The organism is Microcoleus sp. FACHB-68 (assembly GCF_014695715.1).
Lineage (GTDB): Bacteria > Cyanobacteriota > Cyanobacteriia > Cyanobacteriales > Oscillatoriaceae > FACHB-68.
Genome location: NZ_JACJOT010000009.1, coordinates 21583 through 41459, shown reverse-complemented (window position 1 = coordinate 41459; position 19877 = coordinate 21583). Strand labels below are relative to the sequence as shown.

Here is a 19877-nt window from a genome sequence, read left to right as displayed (position 1 = left end):
CTCTCTACTTTAACTGCACTGAAAACTGATAGTCATATCCTTTGAAATTCGACTCTACGACGAGGCTGTACTCGCCAGTAGCCGGCAATTTGCCTGTCCAAGGAGGGCTATTTGCGATATTCGGATCGCCACCGAGGCGTTTACCATCTGGGCCATAAATTGTGGGAAAAGCACCTTTAAGGCTGGTGACAGTGAGGGTTTGACCCTGATTGGCTTTGAGGGTGTATTTATGGGTGCCGGTGCCGATAAAACGACCTGAAATTGTGGTTGAATTGCGATTGGCAGGAATGGTAATTGATTGAGTTTTTTCGCTACATTCGGTTTCAGTAACTGTTTTAGAAACCCAACCTTTAATCGGTTCTTCAATTTGCAACCAGCCGTTTTTCTCACTTTGAACAAACACGACTCTGCCGTTTTCAACTTTCCCCACAATGTTGTTTGGTTTGACTTCCGGACTAGATCGGATATTTGTGGGTGGGTTGGGATCGTTAATTTTCGCGTAGGAGATTTCGCACTTTGGGGTTGAGGCTGGGCGTTGACCGGCAGCCGGTGGTACATTGGCAGGAGCAGCTTTTACGGGTGTTGTTTGAGCCGGCTGGGTGGATGTCTGCGCGGGTGTCTGCGCCGGCACCTCAGAAGTTGAGGGTGGTGGTGAATCGGTTGGGGATGTGCAGGCAGCAGCCAGCAAGCCGGCGAAACACGCCAAGCCGACATTCTTCAGCCAGGAAGCTTGAAATGAAATTTTCTGCCGTCTATTGTCTTTCATAGCAAAATCATCCTATTTTTCATTATTAATGACAGATGCTGAGGACGCATCGATTTTAGTCCGGATTTGCGCTTACCACATCTTTTCCCAAATATAATTATTTCGCCAGCCTGATCGCAAGACAATTAAGCGGAATAATTCAGTTGTCGCCAAAATTTAACTTCATGAAGATAAGTCGTCCGAGAAATTTTTTGACGGTCATGCTGCTGGTATTCCTAGCGGTGATATGGCAAAATTTTACATTTTCTCAACCAGCCGCCGTTGCTATGTCATCCTCACTCCCTGAACCTAACTCTATTTCCTCCCAGAACGTGGTTGCTTATCAACTGCCGAATCGGGCGCGGTTGGTTGATCTTCAGTCCGTGAATCGCAATATTAAGCTGGATATTCGCTATGCCACAACTAATAATTTCTTAAAGCGAAAGCTGTATCCGGAAGCTAGATGTATTTTGAGAGCCGGTGTGGCACAAAAACTATCGCGGGTTCAAGAAGATTTGCAAGCAAGAGGACTAGGGTTGAAAGTCTTTGATTGCTATCGCCCTTTAGCGGTGACAAAACAAATGTGGGAAGTGTTGCCTGATGCACGTTATGTGGCGAATCCTGCTAGAGGTTCCCGTCATAATCGCGGGGCGGCTGTTGATGTCACTTTAGTGGATCGCGATGGAAAAGAACTAGAAATGCCGACTGCCTTTGATGATTTTACAGAACGAGCCGGTAGAGATTATCAAGGTACAGATGTTAGTGAACAAGCGCAGAAAAACAGCCAACTGCTTGAGGATGTGATGCGAAAACATGGCTTTGCTCCCATCTCTAGCGAATGGTGGCATTTCGATGCAACAGATTGGCAAAATTTTGCGATTCTCGATGTTGGTTTCGGCGCAATTTCTAAACCAAAATATAACTATCCTTTACAGTAGGACGTGTAGAGCGAGACCGAAACCCATCAGAAATTATAGTAGGATGGGTTTCGCTTTCGCTCAACCCATCACTCCCAGGCGATTGAAAATTGCTGGCGCAACGCTAACGCAGCTATACAAACGAATCGACTGATTACTTCACTTCCACTAAAAATTCATAGACAAATCCCTTAAAATTTGAGTCCATTTCTAGGGAGTAGTCACCGGCAAGGGGAAGTTGCCCCGTCCACTCAGTTCGGTTGCCGTCTGTGTAAGGATTGCCGGCTAAAAGTTGTCCTGTGGGGTCAATAATTGTGGGGAAAACTCCGGCAGAATTTAATTTCCTAACGGTCATTGTTTGACCCTTAGCTGCTTTAAGCTTGTAAGAGTGGCTGCCGCCGCCGATAATCTCGCCTTTCACAATTGCAGAGTCGCCTTTTGGCGGAAAACTAATTTGCTCAGTGACAACGGGACAAGTGCTTTTTGTCCGATTTTTAGAGATCCAGCCTTCGGGTTCACTAATCTTAAGCCAGCCGTCTTTTTCTTCAATTACACCAACAAATGCGCCATTTTTAAGTTGGCCAATTATATTACCGTCGGTTATCTGGGGACTGGATCGGACGTTTAAGGGCGGATTGGGATCTGCAACAACTGCTGTGCTAATTTTGCATCCATCTTTTGCTGGGGTGATAACGATTGGATCGGGTTTTGCCGTATTAACTGAGTTGGGTATTTGTGCAGGGGTAACCGTTGGTTTAGGAGAGGGAGAAGTGGCAGGTTGAATCGGTTGTGGTTGTGTGGGATTTGAGATATTATTTGAGGTGTCGATATCGGGTGCTGCTGTTTTTATTTGAACGGCTGCATAAGCGACTCCAACTGCGGTGGCGATTCCAGTTAGGCCGACGACAATCCATTGTGAGTTTTTCATTTTTACCTCGTGTTGATATAGATTAAGATTAGAACTTAGCTGGAGTTATGAGATTTCAATTTAACCCAAATAAAACTAGAGAATAAACTTATTTTGGCGGGGGGAAATTTTTAACGCGTGAGACTGTCTAAGTTAGTTAAGGCTGCCGGCAGGGGATTAGTTTTGCCCATTTGATATCGGTGTTCTTTAATCAGCCGGTTTAATCTATCTACACGATTTCGGGGAGAAGGATGGGAGGCTAAAAAAGCAAAATCCATTCCAGGCTGGCGATCAATTCGCGCAAAAAAGTCTGTTGCGCCGGCTACGTGTTCATAGGTTGCCTGCAATAACATTAAGCCAAAATCATCGGCTTTGCGTTCCTGCGCTTGAGAATATTGGGCACTAGATACTGATTCAACGGCTGATGCTATAATTCCTGACAATCTGCCATTTTCCCCAAAAATAGTCGCAAGGGTGAATTTGAGCAGCAACGCTTGTCCGATGCCCCGTAAGTGATCTCGATTGGTAAAATGGCCAAGTTCATGTCCTAAAATCATCATCAGTTCATTTTCAGACTTGACGTGGGAAATTAAGCCGGCATAAACCACGATGAGATCGCCGGGTAGCGCTAATGCATTCACGGTATTTTGTGGGATATACAAAACTCTGTAATTCCGTTTTGTGTTATTTGCCACCGGCAGTTTGGTTTCCAGCCGATCTAGCAGTTGATTGAGGCTATCTTGTGCCGGCGATGGTTGGGCGAGTTGTTCATAAGCCGGTGTGACAACGGCAGCGAGTTGTTGTTCAACTTGTGGCGGAATTAACCAAACTAAATTACTCACCAATAGCCAAATTATGTAAATAATAGCGGTGATAAATCCGACAAAAATAGCCAGGAGAATCAGTAGTTGCCGGTTGCTTGGAGGAGGATTTCTAGAACTAAATTCTTCGTTCATGGGCAATATTGTACCAACAGAGAAATTTTTCTATGGGCGAGGGTTTAATTGCAATTATTTTGATGACAGCCAGCCTGCAAGATGCCCGTACGACTCAAGCAGCCGGCTTAATTATTACTACTCTTAACTGGACGAAAAGCATCTAAGAAATTCAGCAGGGGATAGAGATTGCGCGACTGCACCCACAGCCGGCCTGTTCCACTAAAACGACAAACTAAACCTTCTCCGCCGAGAATGCCGGTTTTGAGTCCTTTAAATGACAAGCCACCCAACATTTCTACCTTGTAATTGAGCGTATCTTCAAAGGCAACGATGTAGCCGGTATCTACTACATAATCACCGGCAACCGGAATTTCTAAAATTGCGCCATAAGAACTGAACCACAAATCACCTTGACCTGTTGCCCGGATCAAGAATAGAGATTCACCACTAAAAAATCCTTTAAATCCTTGAAATTTTGTATCAATTTGCACCGTAGGACTGCAGGCAACAAACCCGGAAGATTGAACCATTAATCCATTGCCGGCCAGATGATAATGGGTAATCTCTCCAGGGACTGCCGGCGAAATATATAATTCTCCCGGTCTTCCTTCAGCCGTAAACTCACTAATAAACAGCGACTCACCGCTAACCATGCGACCAATTCCTTTCATGAAACCCCCTTGCATTTTAGATTTCATTTTGATGCAAGCGTCCATCGCTGCCATTGCGCCCGATTCAACAAAAACGGTTTGATTCGCCTGAAGATTTAACCGCAATGAAGCGTAAGAAGGAGAATGTTCAATTTCGTAGGCAAATTCATTATCCATGATTCTAACTCCTTAAAAATAATTGATCATTAGCCTTGGTAGGAAACGGAAACTATGCTTATTTCGCCGGCATCTGACTCCCAACCAACTGACCGAAAGCGTTGGCATTATGAGTTTGGCAAAAAATCCGGCCTCGTCCTTTAAACCGGCACACTAATCCCTCGCCGCCTAAAAAAGCGCCGATCCAACTAGAACCGGCTTTCTTTATCTCAAAGGTCAGGCTTTTTTCAAAGGCAACAATATGGCCGGTATCTACAATATATTCACCATCCACTGAAATTTCATAAATTGCCCCGAATGAACTCAATAACAAAGAACCATTTCCGGTAATATCGACCCAAAAAATATTTTCTCCAGAAAACATAGACTTGAAGCCTTGCCAGCCTAAATTAATCTCAACATCTGACTCACTCGCTAAGTAAGAAGTCGCTTGCACAACTAAGCCTGGATCGGATACTTGATAATGCAAAATATCGCCTAGCAATTTCGGAGATAAAAACACCTCTCCGCCGTCCGTAGGAGAACGAAACACACTTAAAAATAGCGATTCTCCCGCTAACATCCGTTTTAGTCCGCCCATAATGCCGCCGCCTTTGCCTTGTCTCAAAGTCGTGCTGGTGTTAATATAACCGCTCATTGCAATCATCGCACCGGCTTCTGCAATTAACTCTTCACCGGCATTCAAACGAATGTGGGCAACTGCACTATCTGGTTGCTGCAAAATTTTGAAATCCATCTGCTCAAAATCTCCTAAATTAAACGTTAAAATATCTGATTAACAGATATCACTCACTCTTTAAAAAACCTTTGAACTTAAAAATCGAACTAATCCGTCAACACTCCGAGACTGCAAATAAATTACTCCTTGGCCAGAAAGCCGGTTAATTAATCCTTCCCCAGATGTAACCGATCCAATTAAACCGCCGGCTAAACCCACCTTCATTTGAATTCCTGGATCGTAAGCCACTAAATGACCGCTATCAACCACAAATTCACCACTGATGCGTTTTTCTGTAATGCCACCATAAGCACCAAAAAATACTTGACCCGTGCCGGTTAATTTCAGTTTAAATAGCCCCTCGCCGGCAAAAAAGCTAGAAAACCCAGCCCACTGTACTCCCATACCAATCCCAGGCGTGTGGGCAATATAAGCACCCGGTTCAAAACAAATCCCATTTCCTCTCAAATCAATACAAGCAATATCGCCAATGGTAGATTGTGTCAAAACCAACTGCAAAGGCTGCTGAGTTTCATTTGTAAAAGTATTAACAAACCAAGATTCCCCGCCAAATATTGCTTTCAAGAAGCCGGAGAAGAACCCCCCAGAAAATTGAGTTTTCATCGTAATGCGAGCATCCATACTCGTCATCGCGCCGGCTTCAGCGGTAATGCTATCGCCGGGATTCAGAGTAATAAAAATCGCAGCAAACGATGGCTTGTAGCGAATTTCATGTTTCACTGACCAAACTCCTGCAACAAGATTCTATAAATATCTACAAGTTTGGCAGGAGTTTTACGGTCGTCAAGTTTTCTTCAAAAAATGCAATACGTCCCTGCTGACAATTGCGGCAACGATTACACAGCGTTGCAATCCACCTGTATATTGGCAAACTAGCCTCTGCTGACTTGCAAGCATCTTTCATGCTAAAACTTGCCCTTGCACTGGTATTATGGCTGCGTTCGGGTCTGGGTTTTTCAGAAGACTTGCTTTTTAAGACAAAATTACTGATGCTTGTTGGGCTTCTCCCACGCTTCCCTTTTCGCTACCTCTCCCTCTCCCCTGCGTTCCATGCAATCTAACAGTGAATTGGCATCTACCCCACCGGCACCTGCTGCCGACAAGCAAAGCTTTCGGAACCGGCAGCAGTTGTTGACGGCTGTTAAGAATGAAGTCACAGCGCGGCTGCAGCAGTCCTTGCACAACGCAGTTTTGGTTAACCTGGGCGAAGATCAACAACCCCAGCCAGTTCGCCCAGATGTGGATGTAAAAATTGCTAAACAGCCTCGTTTCCGGCTACAGCCTTCTGACAGCATCCTGACAGCCTTCGATCAAGCCGGCGGCAAACTGCTGATTTTAGGCGCACCTGGATCGGGCAAAACCACCACTCAACTACAGTTAGCCAAGGAATTGTGCGATCTCGCTGAACAAGATAGCGCTGCGAAGGTGCCGGTGTTGTTCAATTTATCCGGTTGGAACAATAACCAACAACCCCTTGCCGGCTGGCTGGTTAGCGAACTGAAATCTAAGTATGGCGTTCGAGTTGAAATTGCTCAAAATTGGCTAGAAATCGGTCAGTTATTATTGCTATTTGATGGGTTAAATGAACTAGAATTAAGCCAGCAAGAAGATTGTATTAGGGCAATCAATCAACTGGTAGAAAAAAACTCAACCCTATCACAATTTATTGTTTGCACGCGCTTTGAAGATTACAAAAAGTGTAATTGCCGACTGAGACTTAAAGGAGCAATTTTTTTACGACCTTTTAATTCATCTCAAATCCGTAATTATTTAATGGCTGCCAGAAGTCGAGAGCTATGGTACAACATTGAAACCGATCCGCCCTTGATGGCATTGGCAAAAACGCCTTTATTTTTGAATATGATGGCTTTAGCCTATGAAGAAATTCTCATTCATTCTTGGAAACGCCTGACATCCAATAAAGAACGGCGTCAGTATTTGTTTAATGCCTATATTCGCCAGCAACTCGGACGCGACATTAACCTGCGAAAACAACCCACCCCGGAACAAAGCCGGTATTGGCTAATGTGGCTGGCAAAAAGGTTGGAAGAAGAAAATCAGACAGAATTTTCCTTAGAAAAAATGCAGCCAAATTGGTTAAAAACTGCTGATCAGCAGCGACTCTATAAAATTGGGGCGGGACTGATGGGTGGGTTTATTCCAGGTTTTTCTGGGGTACGGCAGTTTGTGCTGCGTTTTATTCTTTGGAGGCATGGATATATTCCTTGGAATTACGCTCGTTTTCTCGACTACGCGACAAAGCAACTATTTTTGCAGCGTGCCGGCAAACGTTATCGATTTACCCACAAGTTGTTGCAAGAGCATTTCGCGCTGATGTCTGATATTTAACTGTAATTTAATCGCATAGCCGGCTCAATTATTTGCTCAGCCAGCAAAAAAAGTGAACCCCAGTTTAAATTAAATCTAAATTTAATACTGACTTTTCAAAATTTTATCATTGATAAGTTTTAGAATAATTAGCCAATCCTTTAAAAAATTAGGCTTTAAAAGTTTCTTAAGTGTAACAGAATTTACCGCAAAAATATTGTAAAATGTCTATTAGCAGTGATGATTTTAATTATATTTGCCAGTTGCTTCGCGATCAAACTGCAATTTCGCTAGAGGCGGATAAGGCGATCCGCGTAGAGAGACAGTTAGCCCCAATTGCTCAGCAAGCCGGTTTCAGTTCAATAGAAGAATTGGTGGCGCTGCTACGAACTCAGCAGCCTAACGAACTTCATATCCAAGTGATCGAGGCGATGCTGTTAAGTGAAACCTCGTTTTTTCGCGATAATTATCCCTTTGAAGCTCTGAAAAAAGTCTTACTGCCCCAATTTTTGAAACAGCGTTTGAGCGAGCGAAGCCTCAATATTTGGAGTGCCGCCTGCTCCACCGGCCAAGAACCTTATAGTATAGCGATGCTGCTGCACCAGTATTTTCCAATTTTTGCAGGCTGGAATGTGCGGTTCATTGCCAGTGATATCTCAGGAGAAATCTTAACCCGCGCTCGCGAAGGTCGTTACACTCAATTAGAAATCCATCGCGGACTCACAGCGGCACAACAACTGAGATATTTTCAGCAACAGGATAATGAGTGGCAACTCAAACAACAGATCCGCCAGATGGTTGAATTTCGCCAAATCAACCTAGCTGCCGGTTGGCCGACCTTACCTCTGATGGATATCATCTTTATGCGTAACGTTTTAATTTATTTTGACGTGGCAACCAAAAAAGCCATTTTGGCAAAACTGCGGCAGGTACTTAGTCCCGATGGCTATCTGTTCCTAGGTGCCAGTGAGACAACGATCACGCTTGATAATTCGTTTGAGCCGGTGTACTTCGACAAAGCGCTGTGTTACCGTTTGCGCCGGTGAAGCATCTTGAAGGGCAGCCATTAAAATTATCAGTTTTTCACCAGGCAAAGTGAGTTTAAATTCTAGATTGGTATTGCATCCAAAATTCACCCATCAAAATTTAATATGACGCTGACGCAGGTTTTGGGAGCTCTACTTATTTTCACGCTTTGCCCGCTTTTAGGCGGATTGCCTTTGATTGCCTGGATTACCCGCGCCCTCACCGGCAGGCAATTGGCCAGAATTGGCACCGGCAATGTGGGAGTCTCTGCCGCTTTCTATCACGGGGGCAACGTAGTCGGCATTCTGGCGGTACTCTCAGAAGCCGGTAAAGGCATTGCAGCGGTTTTACTGGCGAGATACTTCTTTCCCTCAAACCCAGAGTGGGAGTTAATTGCCCTCATCGCCCTGATTCTCGGCAGGTTCTGGATCGCCAAAGGTGCCGGCACCACGAATTTAGTTTGGGGTGTCGTTGTCCATGATCCGCGAGTCGCCGGCTTCGTATTTTTAATTGGCGGCATTAGCTTTACAATCCTGCGAGAGCGCAAGTTGGGACGGCTGGCATTTTTGGTGCTATTTCCCTTCACCCTGGCACTGCTGCACCCCTACAATGGGGCGCGAATCCTGGCAGCGATTACCCTCAGTGGGCTGCTAGGCTGGATCTATGAAAAAATTCCCGATGATTTAGACTTAACACCGGCATCTGCACAGGAGGATTCTCAAAAAGTGTTTCGCTTTTTTCGAGGAGATCGCGCGATTGTTTCCCTAGAGCAAAAGCTAGAGTCTGGTAAAGTCGGTCAAAAAGCCGCAACCCTCTCTCAATTAAAGCGCTGGGGTTATCCTGTGCCGGTGGGGTGGGTGCTGCCGGCAGGCGATGACCCTCAAATCTTGGTAGACTTCCTGCAACCCTCCGAAAATCAGCCGCTTGTGGTGCGTTCCTCAGCGGTTGGGGAAGACTCGGAACAAGCCTCCGCTGCCGGTCAATATCAAAGCATTTTGAACGTCAGAAGCCGAGAGCAATTGTACGATGCGATTGCCCAATGTCAGGAATCCTATAACCGGCCGGCAGCGCAAACTTACCGCCAAGATCGCAACCTCCCGGAAGCGTCAATGGCGGTACTCGTTCAGCAGCAAATTCAGGGCGTTTTCTCCGGCGTTGCCTTCAGCCGCGATCCCATTGATCGACAAGGCGATGCTGTTGTCATTGAAGCCTTACCGGGAAACGCTTCGCGGGTAGTTTCCGGGCAAGTTACCCCAGAACAATATCGCGTTTTTGTCCCAGATGCCGAGGTGAGTAATGCCCCCGACTGGGTAATGCCTGCCGGTTTAGAGTTAGAAATTGAAGGGGAAACCGGCGATCTGCCGCCACAACTAATCCGGCAAGTGGCTTTCTTAGCGCGGCATCTAGAAGCCCGATTCCACAGCATCCCGCAAGATATTGAATGGACTTACGACGGCCAAACCCTGTGGCTATTACAATCCCGTCCCGTTACCACGTTACTCCCAATTTGGACGCGCAAAATTGCCGCTGAAGTGATTCCCGGACTAATTCGCCCCTTGACTTGGTCGATTAATCGCCCTCTTACCTGCGGCGTTTGGGGAGAGATTTTTACCGTTGTTTTGGGTGCCGGTGCTGCCGGTTTAGATTTCAACGAAACCGCCACACTTCACTATTCTCACGCCTATTTCAATGCTTCCCTACTCGGTGAAATTTTCCTCCGCATGGGTCTTCCTCCCGAAAGTTTAGAATTTTTGACGCGGGGCGCTAAATTCAGTAAACCGCCGATTACCTCAACTTTGAAGCAATTACCCGGTTTAGCGCGTTTGCTAGGCCGTGAGTGGCGATTGGAAGAAGATTTCCAGCAGGATAGCCGGCGTTATTTTGCCCCAACTTTAGCCAATCTCCCTCTTTCGCCTGCTTCCTCTGTTGCGCTTTCCCCCTCAGCCTTATTACAGCAAATAGACTCAATTTTAGAAGCGCTGAAGCGAGCAACTTATTACAGCATCCTGGCACCCCTGAGTTTAGCGGTGCGGCAGGCTGTGTTTAAGGTGAGTGAGACAGATTTGGATAATAGCTATTTGCCAGAAGTTGCGGCGTTGCGAGCACTTCAAGAATTAGCCGATAAGACGCGCCGGCAACTGCCCAATCTTGAGGAATTAAATCCTCAAAGTCCAGATTTCTTGGCAAGGCTGGCAGAAATTCCCGAAGGTCAGACAATTTTGGCAGAGTTTGACCAGTTACTCAACCGCTACGGCTATTTAAGCGAGGTGGCGACGGATATTGCAGTGCCGCGATGGCAGGAAAACCCTGTGCCGGTGCGCGAACTATTTACCCAATTCTTAACTCAAAATTCAGAACTCAAAACTCAGAACTCAAAACTCAAAGCTCAAAACTCGCTACAGCGTCGCGTTAATTTGAAGGGACGGGTAACTGAAGTTTACAGTCAGCTATTGGCACAGTTGCGATGGAGTTTTGTGGCGTTGGAGGCGCTGTGGTTGCAGTCGGGGTTACTTTCTGAAGCTGGGGATATTTTCTTTTTGGAGTTTGATGAGGTTCGCCAGATCATTGCCGGCAATCCGCAAATCATTAACCGGCTGTCTCAGTTAATTAGCCACCGGCGATCGCAACTTGAACAACACCGGCAACTAACTGTGGCGCGAGTGGTTTATGGCAACGCGCCCCGCCTCCAGCCACAATTTACCGCGCAAAAGCCTAAATCTAAGCTGCAAGGCATTGGTGCTAGTCCTGGGCAAATTGAGGGCAGGGTCAAGGTTTTGCGTGGTTTGCAGGCAATTCCAGAGATTAACCGGCAGACAATTTTAGTCGTGCCTTACACCGATTCTGGTTGGGCACCTGTTTTGGCGCGTGCCGGCGGCTTGATTGCTGAAGTGGGGGGGCGTCTTTCTCACGGTGCGATTGTTGCCCGTGAATATGGTATTCCTGCGGTGATGGATATTCACAATGCAACCCATCTGTTGCATGACGGGCAGCCGGTGCGAATTGACGGATCTACGGGTCTGGTTGAACTGCTTTAAACCAGCTTTTTCGGGCTGCCGGCCAGAAAAATACTGCTAGAAATGTATTTTTTTTATTTCAGACTATGGCGAAATGTCACACTTTGTAAAACAGTGAGGGGTCTAACCCCCCAGCATGGTAATTTAATCTCATGCATCCTGATTGTGACAAAAAAAACTGGAACGCCCACTCTTTTGGGGGCGTTTTTTTGTTTTTGCTGCCGGCGCGATTAAGTCCTAAGTCCTGAGTGCTGAGTTCTGAGTGAGGAATGAGTGTTGAGGAATGAGGAGTTTTGAGTGTTGAGGAACCTGAGTTCGGGATAAGGAAGGGACAAGCGAGTAAGCTAAAAGTCATCACACCATAGCTTTACAGGCTCGTCCCATGCTTAGTTTAGAAGAACTATTTTGCTGTGTCGATGATTTATGTATGCAGTTATAATAGCTGAGAATAATTCCCAAAGCATATGCAGCATATTCTACAGCTTCCATTTGCATTGTAGGAGTGCGAGGGCAATTGGATTTAGTGTGCTGTAAAATTTTCCGAATCAAGACAAATTGCATAATTGATAAAAAAGGCCATTGCAGAGTATTAAATGGGAGTATCTCACTTATGCAAATATACTTTTCGTGGACGGTAAAGTGTTCGTATTTCCGGTCGCGACTATGAGGTGTCGCCAGAAAATTACGATGACATGATTTATGTATTGAGGATTTTTTGATGCTACTTTGTCTGGCAAATAACCCCCGCAAACATAGCTTAATTCATCTTTAAAAAGAGTTGCTTATGCCATTTCTGTTAAATTCTCATAATGTTTTCAATTATTTAGTCGAGCATAACTTAGGCAATAATTTGGAACCAGCACTAATTAAGATAGAGCTAGTTGCCGCTAAAAACTTTAACTTATTAGTGACTTTCCCTGATAGTCGTAAGCTATTAATTAAGCAAGAGCGGCATAATTATTCGGGGCAAGCAGCAGGAGAGCTTTTTGGAGAGTGGCGGATCAAAGACTTCTTACAGGAATTTTCAGAACTAAATTACCTATGCCAATTTTTCCCTGATGTACTGCATTTTGATCGAGAGAATTCTATTATTGTCCATAAATATTTAGATGAATATCAGAATTTAGCGGATTTTTACCAAAAGGAAAATCGTTTTAACAGTGAAATCGCTATAGCGATCACCACCATCCTTGCCACCATCCATCACTCCACTTTTAACCGCCAAGACTATCAAGAATTCTTTTCAGCCAAACATGATAATCTCAGCCCTGCTCATGTGCCTAACTGGATTCGCAGTATAGAACAGATAGGGCCTGAAATTTTTGGTATCGTTCCCGCCGATGGGCTGAAATTCTTTAAGCTCTATCAGCGATACGAAAGCTTGGGGCAAGCAATGAGAGAACTTGCCGATGCTTTCCACCCCTGTTGCCTGACTCACAATGACCTCAAGCTCAACAACATCCTTTTACACACTAATTGGGAGCAAGAAAATCTTAATATCGTGCGGTTGATAGATTGGGAGAGTTCCGCTTGGGGAGACCCTGCCTTTGATTTGGGAACGCTTATTGCGAGCTACCTGCAAATCTGGCTGAGTAGCTTAGTCATCAGTAAGTCTTTGACTATCGAAGAATCTCTGCGTCTGGCAATGACACCCCTGGAACAGCTTCAACCTTCCATTGCTGCTCTGACTAGCGCTTATTTCTGTAACTTCCCGGATATTTTAGAGCATCGCCCCAATTTCTTGCTGCAAGTCGTGCAATTTGCTGGTTTAGCCTTAATTCAACGAATTCAGGCAATGATTCAGTACCAAAAATCATTTGGAAATCAGGGGATTTGTATGCTTCAGGTTGCCAAGAGTTTGTTATGTCGCCCGGAACAATCCTTAGCAACTGTTTTCGGAACCGCAGCTACAGAATTAACTCAATTTTAGACCTACTGCTATTAATTTTTAGCCACGACAAAACTATCATGCAACTACAAAATTTTTCACAAACTCAAGAGCCAGATTTTGCTTCACAACAGCTACTGGAGAGTTTGCAAGACATTGTTAACAATGTGCAAATCCACTCCAACTTCTGTATTCGCCATCCCAATTACAAACCCTTAGAATTACCAGATGAAGTGGTCGTCCGGTTCCAGCGAATGCCTGCGGATATTCAGAATAAGTATTTGAGCCTGCAACTGCGATCGTTTCTCTACGGTATCTATTACAACGGCTCTATGCGCTCGCTTTTCGCACTCGATACCGATTCAGATCGTTTGCCACTGCACCAGGATTTAGAAAACAACACCCGCTTAGGAGTAGACATAGCATTTTACGATCGGTTGCACGAGTGCAATCGGGGTACTGGCTATTTCGACCCAGGTTGGTCTGTAGTGAGGCAAGCAAGTGACCGTACTCTTGCTGTGACTAAGGGCGGTTTGACTTTACACATTAACCCACAGAAGCATCTGCAACTCGCCGAAAATGCCGCTATCGGTGACTTGGTAGCGATCCGGATGCCTCGTAATTTAGTGCAAAACGGGTTCTACGTGGCAGTTGGCAATGCAGGACTGCGGAGTGAGAGTCATCCTACGCGCGAACCAGAAATTGTGCGAATTTACTTCAATTTCAACCCAGAAGGTGCTGTAGCAGTCATGGACAGTCTGACGCAGCAGTTAAACAACATCTCGATTCCCTTTCATTTTAAGACGCTATACAACCCAGGTGACTATCAGCGCTATGACTCAGGCGTCCTCTATTTCGAGAAGAGTCACTATGAAGCCATCGGGCAGGTTCTTGAGAGTGTTTATGCACAAACAAAAGCGCACTTTAACACAGATGTCCCCTTATTCACCAAGTTCCTGGCACCAGGCGTTGGTCTAGCTGAGGAACCAGACCACAAATTTGCCGACCAAGAAAGCTTTGGGATGAACCGCTGCCAAATAGTTGCCAATGGCTTGCTCGAGGCTTGGCACTCGCTTGATGACTCCCCAGAGGCGCGGATGACCTCTATCCTCCAGCAATTTTCACTTTTGGGAGTTGAATTGCTGCGTCCCTACCTGAATGCTAATTCTCTTGATATATATACTACGAATATGAAGTTTTGATGAAGATTAGCTCTTATGGCAGAAGAACTTCCTACGGGAGAATACTGTACCGTATAATAGCAATCAACTACACATTGAAAGGAAACTCAAATGATTAATCCCAAAAATAATGACGAAAATAATGACGTGACAATCGCCGGAACTGACTTCTTTGCCGATTCCGAAAGCTTCTTGAATGAACTGACCGATGATGAATTACAGCAAGTAAGAGGTGGAGTTCAAAGAAATTGTGGTGGGCCGGCTCCTCAACCAAGCAACCTTAGCTTACTATTGTGTGGTTAATTCAATTTCCTGTTCAAAACTTGACATTTGTTATATAAATTGAATTTGGTCTGAATAAATATAGGGCGGGTTAATACTCGCTCTATACTTGTTTTGGGAAATTAAGAAGTTATAAAGTATACTCGCCCGCTCAGCACAAAAAAGCTTTTCGTGACTATCAATCTAAACTATAAAAACTTATTCCATTACTTAGTAGATGCTGCTATATGTCAGAAAGATGATTTAGAGTATCTAACAATTGACCTTAGTAGCAAAGCTTCTAATTGGGTCATTGAGCTGCCGAGAAATCTAGGAAAGCTATTTGTTAAACAGACTCCTCATTATAGCGGGCTTTATAAGGATATTAGAATTTGGAAAGAGTGGCACATTTATAACTTTTTGCAGTCTGATAAGAGTTTAGATTACGTCTCGTCACTAACTCCAGAATTACTTTATTTTGATGAAAGCAATTTGATACTAATATACAAATTTCCATTTGATTATATTTCGCTAAAAAAATACTACAAAAATCAGGAATCTTTGCCAAATTTTCTAGCCGAATTAGTTGGAACTACTTTAGCAAAACTCCATTCTGAAACAATAAATTCTCAGCAGTGCCACACTTTTGTGTCTGAGGTTTCAGAAAGCCAACTTCACTACCAACTTCCTTATCCTGATTATCTTTCTGACTATCTTGTCAGCCGGATTGAACCTGAGAGTTTAAAGAAGACTCAAGCTGTTTGTTGGAGATTTCTTGGTATTTTTCAAAAATCTGAAGCTGTGAGGGAAGTAGTTACAGAGCTGGTGTTGAATCATCGCCACTGCTGCTTAACACACAATAATATTCAATTTCATAAAATTTTCATACCCCAGAATTGGGAGAATTGTGTATCGGAAATTCAGCATTCTGATAAGAGCATAATTAAGCTTAGTGATTGGGAAGCATATAGTTGGGGCGATCCGGCTTGCGATTTAGGAAAAGCAATTCTTGGCTATTTTCTCTTATGGATAGATAGTATGATTGTGCATCCTGCTATTGAAATAAAAAAATCTATACAGCTAGCCACAATCCCTCTAGAAGTCGTTCGTCCTTCAATTGTAGCCATGACCAAAGCTTATATCAATACTTACCCAAAAGTTTTAGAAGATTATCCGGAATTTATCAAACGGGTTATTCAGTTTGCTGGGCTTGGTTTAATTTATCAACTCTTAACAGAGTTTCAACTTCAGCCACAGATTGCTTTAAATCACCAGAACCTCTATTTTTTCATTGCTGCACAATTACTATGCAAACCAGAAAAATTCCTGTCAATTTAAATTTTATAATTTTTGATTCAATATCCTGTTACAACAGGATGTAGGAGTATCTATCATGCAATTCCCACCCACTTTACAGGAGACTTTACATGATATTGCTGACAATATTCAAATAGAATCCTCCGAATTCCGCATCAGTCATTCTTACTATCTTCCTATAGAAACTCCTGCTGCTACTGTGGCACAACTGCAAAAAATGCCGAGGGAAATTCAGGATAAGTATTTAAACTCGGAGTTATTAAAATTTATACATAGCATTTACTTTGAAGGTTCGCGTATCAGAGAAGTAAGCCCAGGAATTAAGACGAACGAACAAATTATACAAGAAATAGATTCCCGAGAAATAGACTGGGAATTTTATGAACAACTGGACAAGAACAATAAAGGGAGAGGTTGGTTTCATCCAGGATACCGCATCATAAGACAGGAAGTTGATGGTAGCCTTGCCGTAGAATTCGATGGTGTGATGCTACACATCCAGCGAGAGCGTCATCTTCCTTTAGCCTTGCAATCAGCTACTGTAAGCGAGCCAGTAGCAATATCGTTACCTTCTAGCTTTATTAATGGAAATAGGTATAGAGCAAATGGCGATGGCATAGGTGGTGTACCCCCTCTAAAGTTTTACAGTGACGGAATAGTTGTTTATTTCAACTTCAGCCCTGAAGCTGCTGTTTGGGCTATGAAGTGCGTAACTACAAAATTGAATGAAGTAAAAATCCCCTTCGCCTTCGAGGTATTACACAACCCTTTGAACTACAGATTGTATAACTCAGGATTCCTCAAGTTTCCTTTTAACCCAGACGAGTCTTACCAATACAAAGAAATTCTTTTACCAGTCTTACAAGCGATTTATGCAGAAAATAAATGCCATTTTCAGAAGCAGGTTCCCATATTTACCAAAGCACTCGCGCCTGGTATTGGGTTAGCCGAGCATCCTGCTTCTGAACTACAGTTCGGACTGCAACAACAGTTTGGAGAAAACCGCTGCGAAATTGTTGCCAATGCAATGCTTGAAGCTCATCAAAACGGTGATGAATCAAAAGAAGCTCGGATGAAATATATCATCCAACACTTTGAGCGCTTGGGGCTTGACCCAGAGCGTCCCTATCTCAATCCTAACTCGGAAGATATCTACACACCATTGGGCTAGTCCAGCGGTGTGAGTTGATTCGTGACAGGTTAAAAATTACATAGCAAAGATTTCAGCATGATTCTGTTTTTTTTTGCTCATTATTCTGTTAAAAAACAACCCTGTTTATTTTTAACCTGAGTTCGGGTTAAGCCGAAGGGAGGAAAAACGCATTGATATTGAGAGAGGGCTTCTTGGGCTGATGGCAATAGGCAATCAATCCACAGACCAAATTGACCAAGAAGTTGACCGGACTGCGATGCCTGGAATGCTCAATCTGAGAAATGTTTTTCAGTTGGAAGGGTAATTGTCTCAATCATCGAGCGTTTACGAGTGAGCAGCTTATCCATCAGTGTGATCAGCTTATTTTTCATATTGCGTTTCGGCTTGGTAATCAGTTGAATCCCCACATTGGTTAACAGTTGCTCAAACAACTTCTGAGATATATAGCCTCGCTCAGCCACCACCTTACCAGATAACCCTTTGAGCAGATTGAGGACAGGTTGACGGTCAAATGCAATTCCCAGGAGTCACAGCGATATTCAGTAGTTCCCCAAGGTCATTACAAACCAGATGTCGCTTAAAACCTTTGAACCAATCCACAGAAGTCTTGCCCCGCCTGCCGATATCCTTGAAGACTTTGTGCTTTTTAATCCGTCGGTTGTGACACACCCCAATCTTGGTAGAGTCCATTACAGACACCCCTTTCCACTCACCAAAACAAGTGTGGAGATAGATACTCAAAGGCATGACTTGTGGAGGGCATCCATTCTACAAAGCGTTGATAACTGACCAACGCCGGGAAAGGCTTGATGCCACTGTCCCATGACTTGATGGAGGTAAAACGCTTTGAAGTTCCGGTAATGGGATTGATGAAATGCAATCATGATGGTCATGATTTCACTTAGGCATAGCCGACGAGGGCGGTGACGGTGTTTGAGTCCATCCCCCATCAGTTGTTTATGCCACATAGGTTCAAAAAGAAGACAGAAATCATCGACAGCGCAAAATAGTTCTTCTAGACGGGGCATGGGACGAGCAAGTATTGCTGTTGTGTGATGACTTCTAGCTTACTTGCTTGTCCCTTCCTTATCCCGAACTCAGGTTGAGGAGTGAGTTTTGAGTTGGGAAGAGAAGTTTTGAGGAATGAGTGGGGATATGGAGTTCTGAGTTTTCAATGCCCCATGCCCAATCCCCCATGCCCCATGCACCATGCCCCTACCGTTCTTGTTGGCGAAGCCTTGCCCAATCCCCCATGCCCCATGCCCCATGCCCCATGCCCAATCCCCCATGCCCAATCCCCCTCTATTACAACTTCAAAACAAATTTAACTGAGTCGGTGTCTGCTCAATCGTGTCCCAAGGAAGTGCCGGCACCGGCGCATTCTGCTGTTCAAGTAACTGTTGGAAATAACGGGCGGTTCCGGGTGATTTTTCATCAACTGGGCAGTGGACAAAGAAATAAACCCGGATGCCTTGACGCAAGTATCCATCAACTAAGGAAACCCATTCCTCTAAAAATTCTTGGTTGTACTGCCGGCTGGGATGGCTGATAAAGCGGATCAGGCTAAAGGGTGCTGTGATCGTGGGTTGCACCGGCAGTTGGGGTTTGCGCCGGTATAAATGCAACTGGGCGTCCTCTGGACTGCTATAAACAGGTCTAGTATCTAGCAATACTCGCCCAATGCCTAAGTCTTGCAAAACTGCATTTAATTTGCCGATGTGAGGTTCTTTGAACCAGTCAGCATGACGCACTTCTAAGGCTAAGGGGGCATTTCGCGGCCAAGCTTCAAGAAAGCCGGTGAGATCGTCGAGTAATTCTGGGCTGTAGCTGGGGGGAAGTTGGGCGAAGATCGGGCCGAGACGATTGCCCAATTCTTGCATTTGTTCTAAAAATTTTAAAGCTGCCGGTATGGAAGATTGCAGCAAACCGTTATGGGTTAAATCTCGCGGCAATTTGAGACAAAATTCAAAACCTTTCGGTGTTTCTGCTTTCCATCGTGCAACGGTTTCTTTATCTGGAATCGCGTAAAATGTGGTGTTGCCTTCAACAGTTGTAAATCGCCGGCTATATAGTTGCAAAAAGTCTTTTGGTTTAGATGCCGGTGGATAAAGTTCTCCCACCCAGCCTTTATAAGCCCAAACCGCGCACCCAATAAAGAAGTTCATGCTTTTATAGTAGAATATTTTTATCAATTCTAACTAAAACTGTTGGAGGTTAACATGACAGATGAATTTGAAGTATTAAATGATAAAGCTGAAGATCTTTTGAATTTAGTAAATAAGAATGATACTACCGCTTGCTGGCCATATCCTATAGTTAAACTTTCTAGTATCTCAGAGATTTTGCATAAATATTTGCTTAGTGCGTTAAATTCACGAGAAATTTTTCTAAATGAAGGGATTCCCTGCGAGTTATTAAAATTAGGTTCTTCAAAATGGCGGAAAGGCAGATTAAAAGTTAAATTAGTTTTAGAATTTTATCCAGATGAACCCGAATCACCGCTAGATGATATTCGGCAAATGATTAAAGATAACCCTCAGCAAGACTCTGTCTAATAATTTAAGCGTATTTTACTTTTAATAAACTATAGCAATTCTCTGTGATTGGTTAAGGCTCATCACCCGAAAAAGCTGGAG

The 19877-nt window shown here is 44.2% G+C and carries 18 protein-coding genes and 1 pseudogene; 10 read left to right on the top strand and 9 right to left on the bottom strand.

Annotation, left to right across the window (positions count from 1 at the left end; all coding sequences use genetic code 11):
• Positions 1–4 precede the first annotated feature (4 nt).
• A complete protein-coding gene (locus H6F73_RS15690) occupies positions 5–766 on the bottom strand; it encodes an SH3 domain-containing protein (protein WP_190759708.1) in 762 nt (253 codons plus the stop codon).
• A gap of 266 nt (positions 767–1032) precedes the next feature.
• Between H6F73_RS15690 and H6F73_RS15685 the strand changes: the two genes are divergently transcribed.
• Positions 1033–1683 carry a M15 family metallopeptidase gene (locus tag H6F73_RS15685; RefSeq protein ID WP_242072503.1) on the top strand — a complete coding sequence of 217 codons (651 nt, stop codon included), beginning with the start codon at positions 1033–1035 and terminating at the stop codon, positions 1681–1683.
• 133 nt (positions 1684–1816) lie between these two features.
• On the opposite strand, the gene H6F73_RS15680 is transcribed toward H6F73_RS15685, so the two are convergent.
• The 5 genes from H6F73_RS15680 to H6F73_RS15660 all read right to left on the bottom strand — a co-directional run bounded on the left by H6F73_RS15680 (position 1817) and on the right by H6F73_RS15660 (position 5793).
• On the bottom strand, positions 1817–2590 hold the full coding sequence (locus tag H6F73_RS15680; protein WP_190759706.1) for an SH3 domain-containing protein: 774 nt from the start codon (positions 2588–2590) through the stop codon (positions 1817–1819).
• A gap of 110 nt (positions 2591–2700) precedes the next feature.
• On the bottom strand, positions 2701–3525 hold the full coding sequence (locus H6F73_RS15675) for a M48 family metallopeptidase (protein WP_190759705.1): 825 nt from the start codon (positions 3523–3525) through the stop codon (positions 2701–2703).
• 107 nt (positions 3526–3632) lie between these two features.
• Complete coding sequence (locus tag H6F73_RS15670) at positions 3633–4334, bottom strand: TIGR00266 family protein (RefSeq protein ID WP_190759704.1); 702 nt, start codon at positions 4332–4334, stop codon at positions 3633–3635.
• 58 nt (positions 4335–4392) lie between these two features.
• Positions 4393–5070, bottom strand: a complete 678-nt coding sequence (locus H6F73_RS15665) for a TIGR00266 family protein (protein ID WP_190759703.1) — start codon at positions 5068–5070, stop codon at positions 4393–4395.
• Between the two features lie 60 nt (positions 5071–5130).
• Positions 5131–5793 (bottom strand): TIGR00266 family protein, encoded by a 663-nt coding sequence (locus tag H6F73_RS15660; protein ID WP_190759702.1) that lies wholly within the window; start codon positions 5791–5793, stop codon positions 5131–5133.
• A gap of 330 nt (positions 5794–6123) precedes the next feature.
• On the opposite strand from H6F73_RS15660, the gene H6F73_RS15655 reads away from it, so the two are divergent.
• The 8 genes from H6F73_RS15655 to H6F73_RS15620 all read left to right on the top strand — a co-directional run bounded on the left by H6F73_RS15655 (position 6124) and on the right by H6F73_RS15620 (position 17259).
• The gene (locus tag H6F73_RS15655) at positions 6124–7422 is read left to right on the top strand and encodes an NACHT domain-containing protein (RefSeq protein ID WP_190759701.1); all 1299 of its coding nucleotides are present in this window, start codon (positions 6124–6126) and stop codon (positions 7420–7422) included.
• 203 nt (positions 7423–7625) lie between these two features.
• Positions 7626–8447 carry a protein-glutamate O-methyltransferase CheR gene (locus H6F73_RS15650; protein WP_190759700.1) on the top strand — a complete coding sequence of 274 codons (822 nt, stop codon included), beginning with the start codon at positions 7626–7628 and terminating at the stop codon, positions 8445–8447.
• Positions 8448–8552: 105 nt separating this feature from the next.
• A complete protein-coding gene (locus tag H6F73_RS15645) occupies positions 8553–11462 on the top strand; it encodes a glycerol-3-phosphate acyltransferase (protein WP_190759699.1) in 2910 nt (969 codons plus the stop codon).
• 763 nt (positions 11463–12225) lie between these two features.
• Entirely contained in the window at positions 12226–13371 is a 1146-nt protein-coding gene (locus H6F73_RS15640) for a phosphotransferase (RefSeq protein WP_190759698.1), read from the top strand.
• A 38-nt stretch (positions 13372–13409) separates the two neighbouring features.
• Positions 13410–14531 carry a T3SS effector HopA1 family protein gene (locus H6F73_RS15635; RefSeq protein WP_190759697.1) on the top strand — a complete coding sequence of 374 codons (1122 nt, stop codon included), beginning with the start codon at positions 13410–13412 and terminating at the stop codon, positions 14529–14531.
• 90 nt (positions 14532–14621) lie between these two features.
• Positions 14622–14813, top strand: a complete 192-nt coding sequence (locus tag H6F73_RS15630) for a bacteriocin (RefSeq protein WP_190759696.1) — start codon at positions 14622–14624, stop codon at positions 14811–14813.
• 150 nt (positions 14814–14963) lie between these two features.
• The gene (locus H6F73_RS15625; protein WP_190759695.1) at positions 14964–16109 is read left to right on the top strand and encodes a hypothetical protein; all 1146 of its coding nucleotides are present in this window, start codon (positions 14964–14966) and stop codon (positions 16107–16109) included.
• Between the two features lie 55 nt (positions 16110–16164).
• Positions 16165–17259 (top strand): T3SS effector HopA1 family protein, encoded by a 1095-nt coding sequence (locus tag H6F73_RS15620; RefSeq protein ID WP_190759694.1) that lies wholly within the window; start codon positions 16165–16167, stop codon positions 17257–17259.
• A gap of 127 nt (positions 17260–17386) precedes the next feature.
• Here H6F73_RS15620 and H6F73_RS15615 read toward each other — a convergent pair.
• From H6F73_RS15615 to H6F73_RS15605, 3 genes and pseudogenes are all read right to left on the bottom strand, one after another.
• Positions 17387–18269, bottom strand: a pseudogene (locus H6F73_RS15615) (IS982 family transposase).
• 69 nt (positions 18270–18338) lie between these two features.
• Positions 18339–18530, bottom strand: a complete 192-nt coding sequence (locus tag H6F73_RS15610) for a hypothetical protein (RefSeq protein ID WP_190760062.1) — start codon at positions 18528–18530, stop codon at positions 18339–18341.
• Positions 18531–18554: 24 nt separating this feature from the next.
• On the bottom strand, positions 18555–19406 hold the full coding sequence (locus H6F73_RS15605) for a DUF72 domain-containing protein (protein ID WP_190759693.1): 852 nt from the start codon (positions 19404–19406) through the stop codon (positions 18555–18557).
• A 54-nt stretch (positions 19407–19460) separates the two neighbouring features.
• Here H6F73_RS15605 and H6F73_RS15600 point away from each other — a divergent pair, with 54 nt between their 5' ends.
• On the top strand, positions 19461–19796 hold the full coding sequence (locus tag H6F73_RS15600; protein WP_190759692.1) for a KGK domain-containing protein: 336 nt from the start codon (positions 19461–19463) through the stop codon (positions 19794–19796).
• Positions 19797–19877 lie beyond the last annotated feature (81 nt).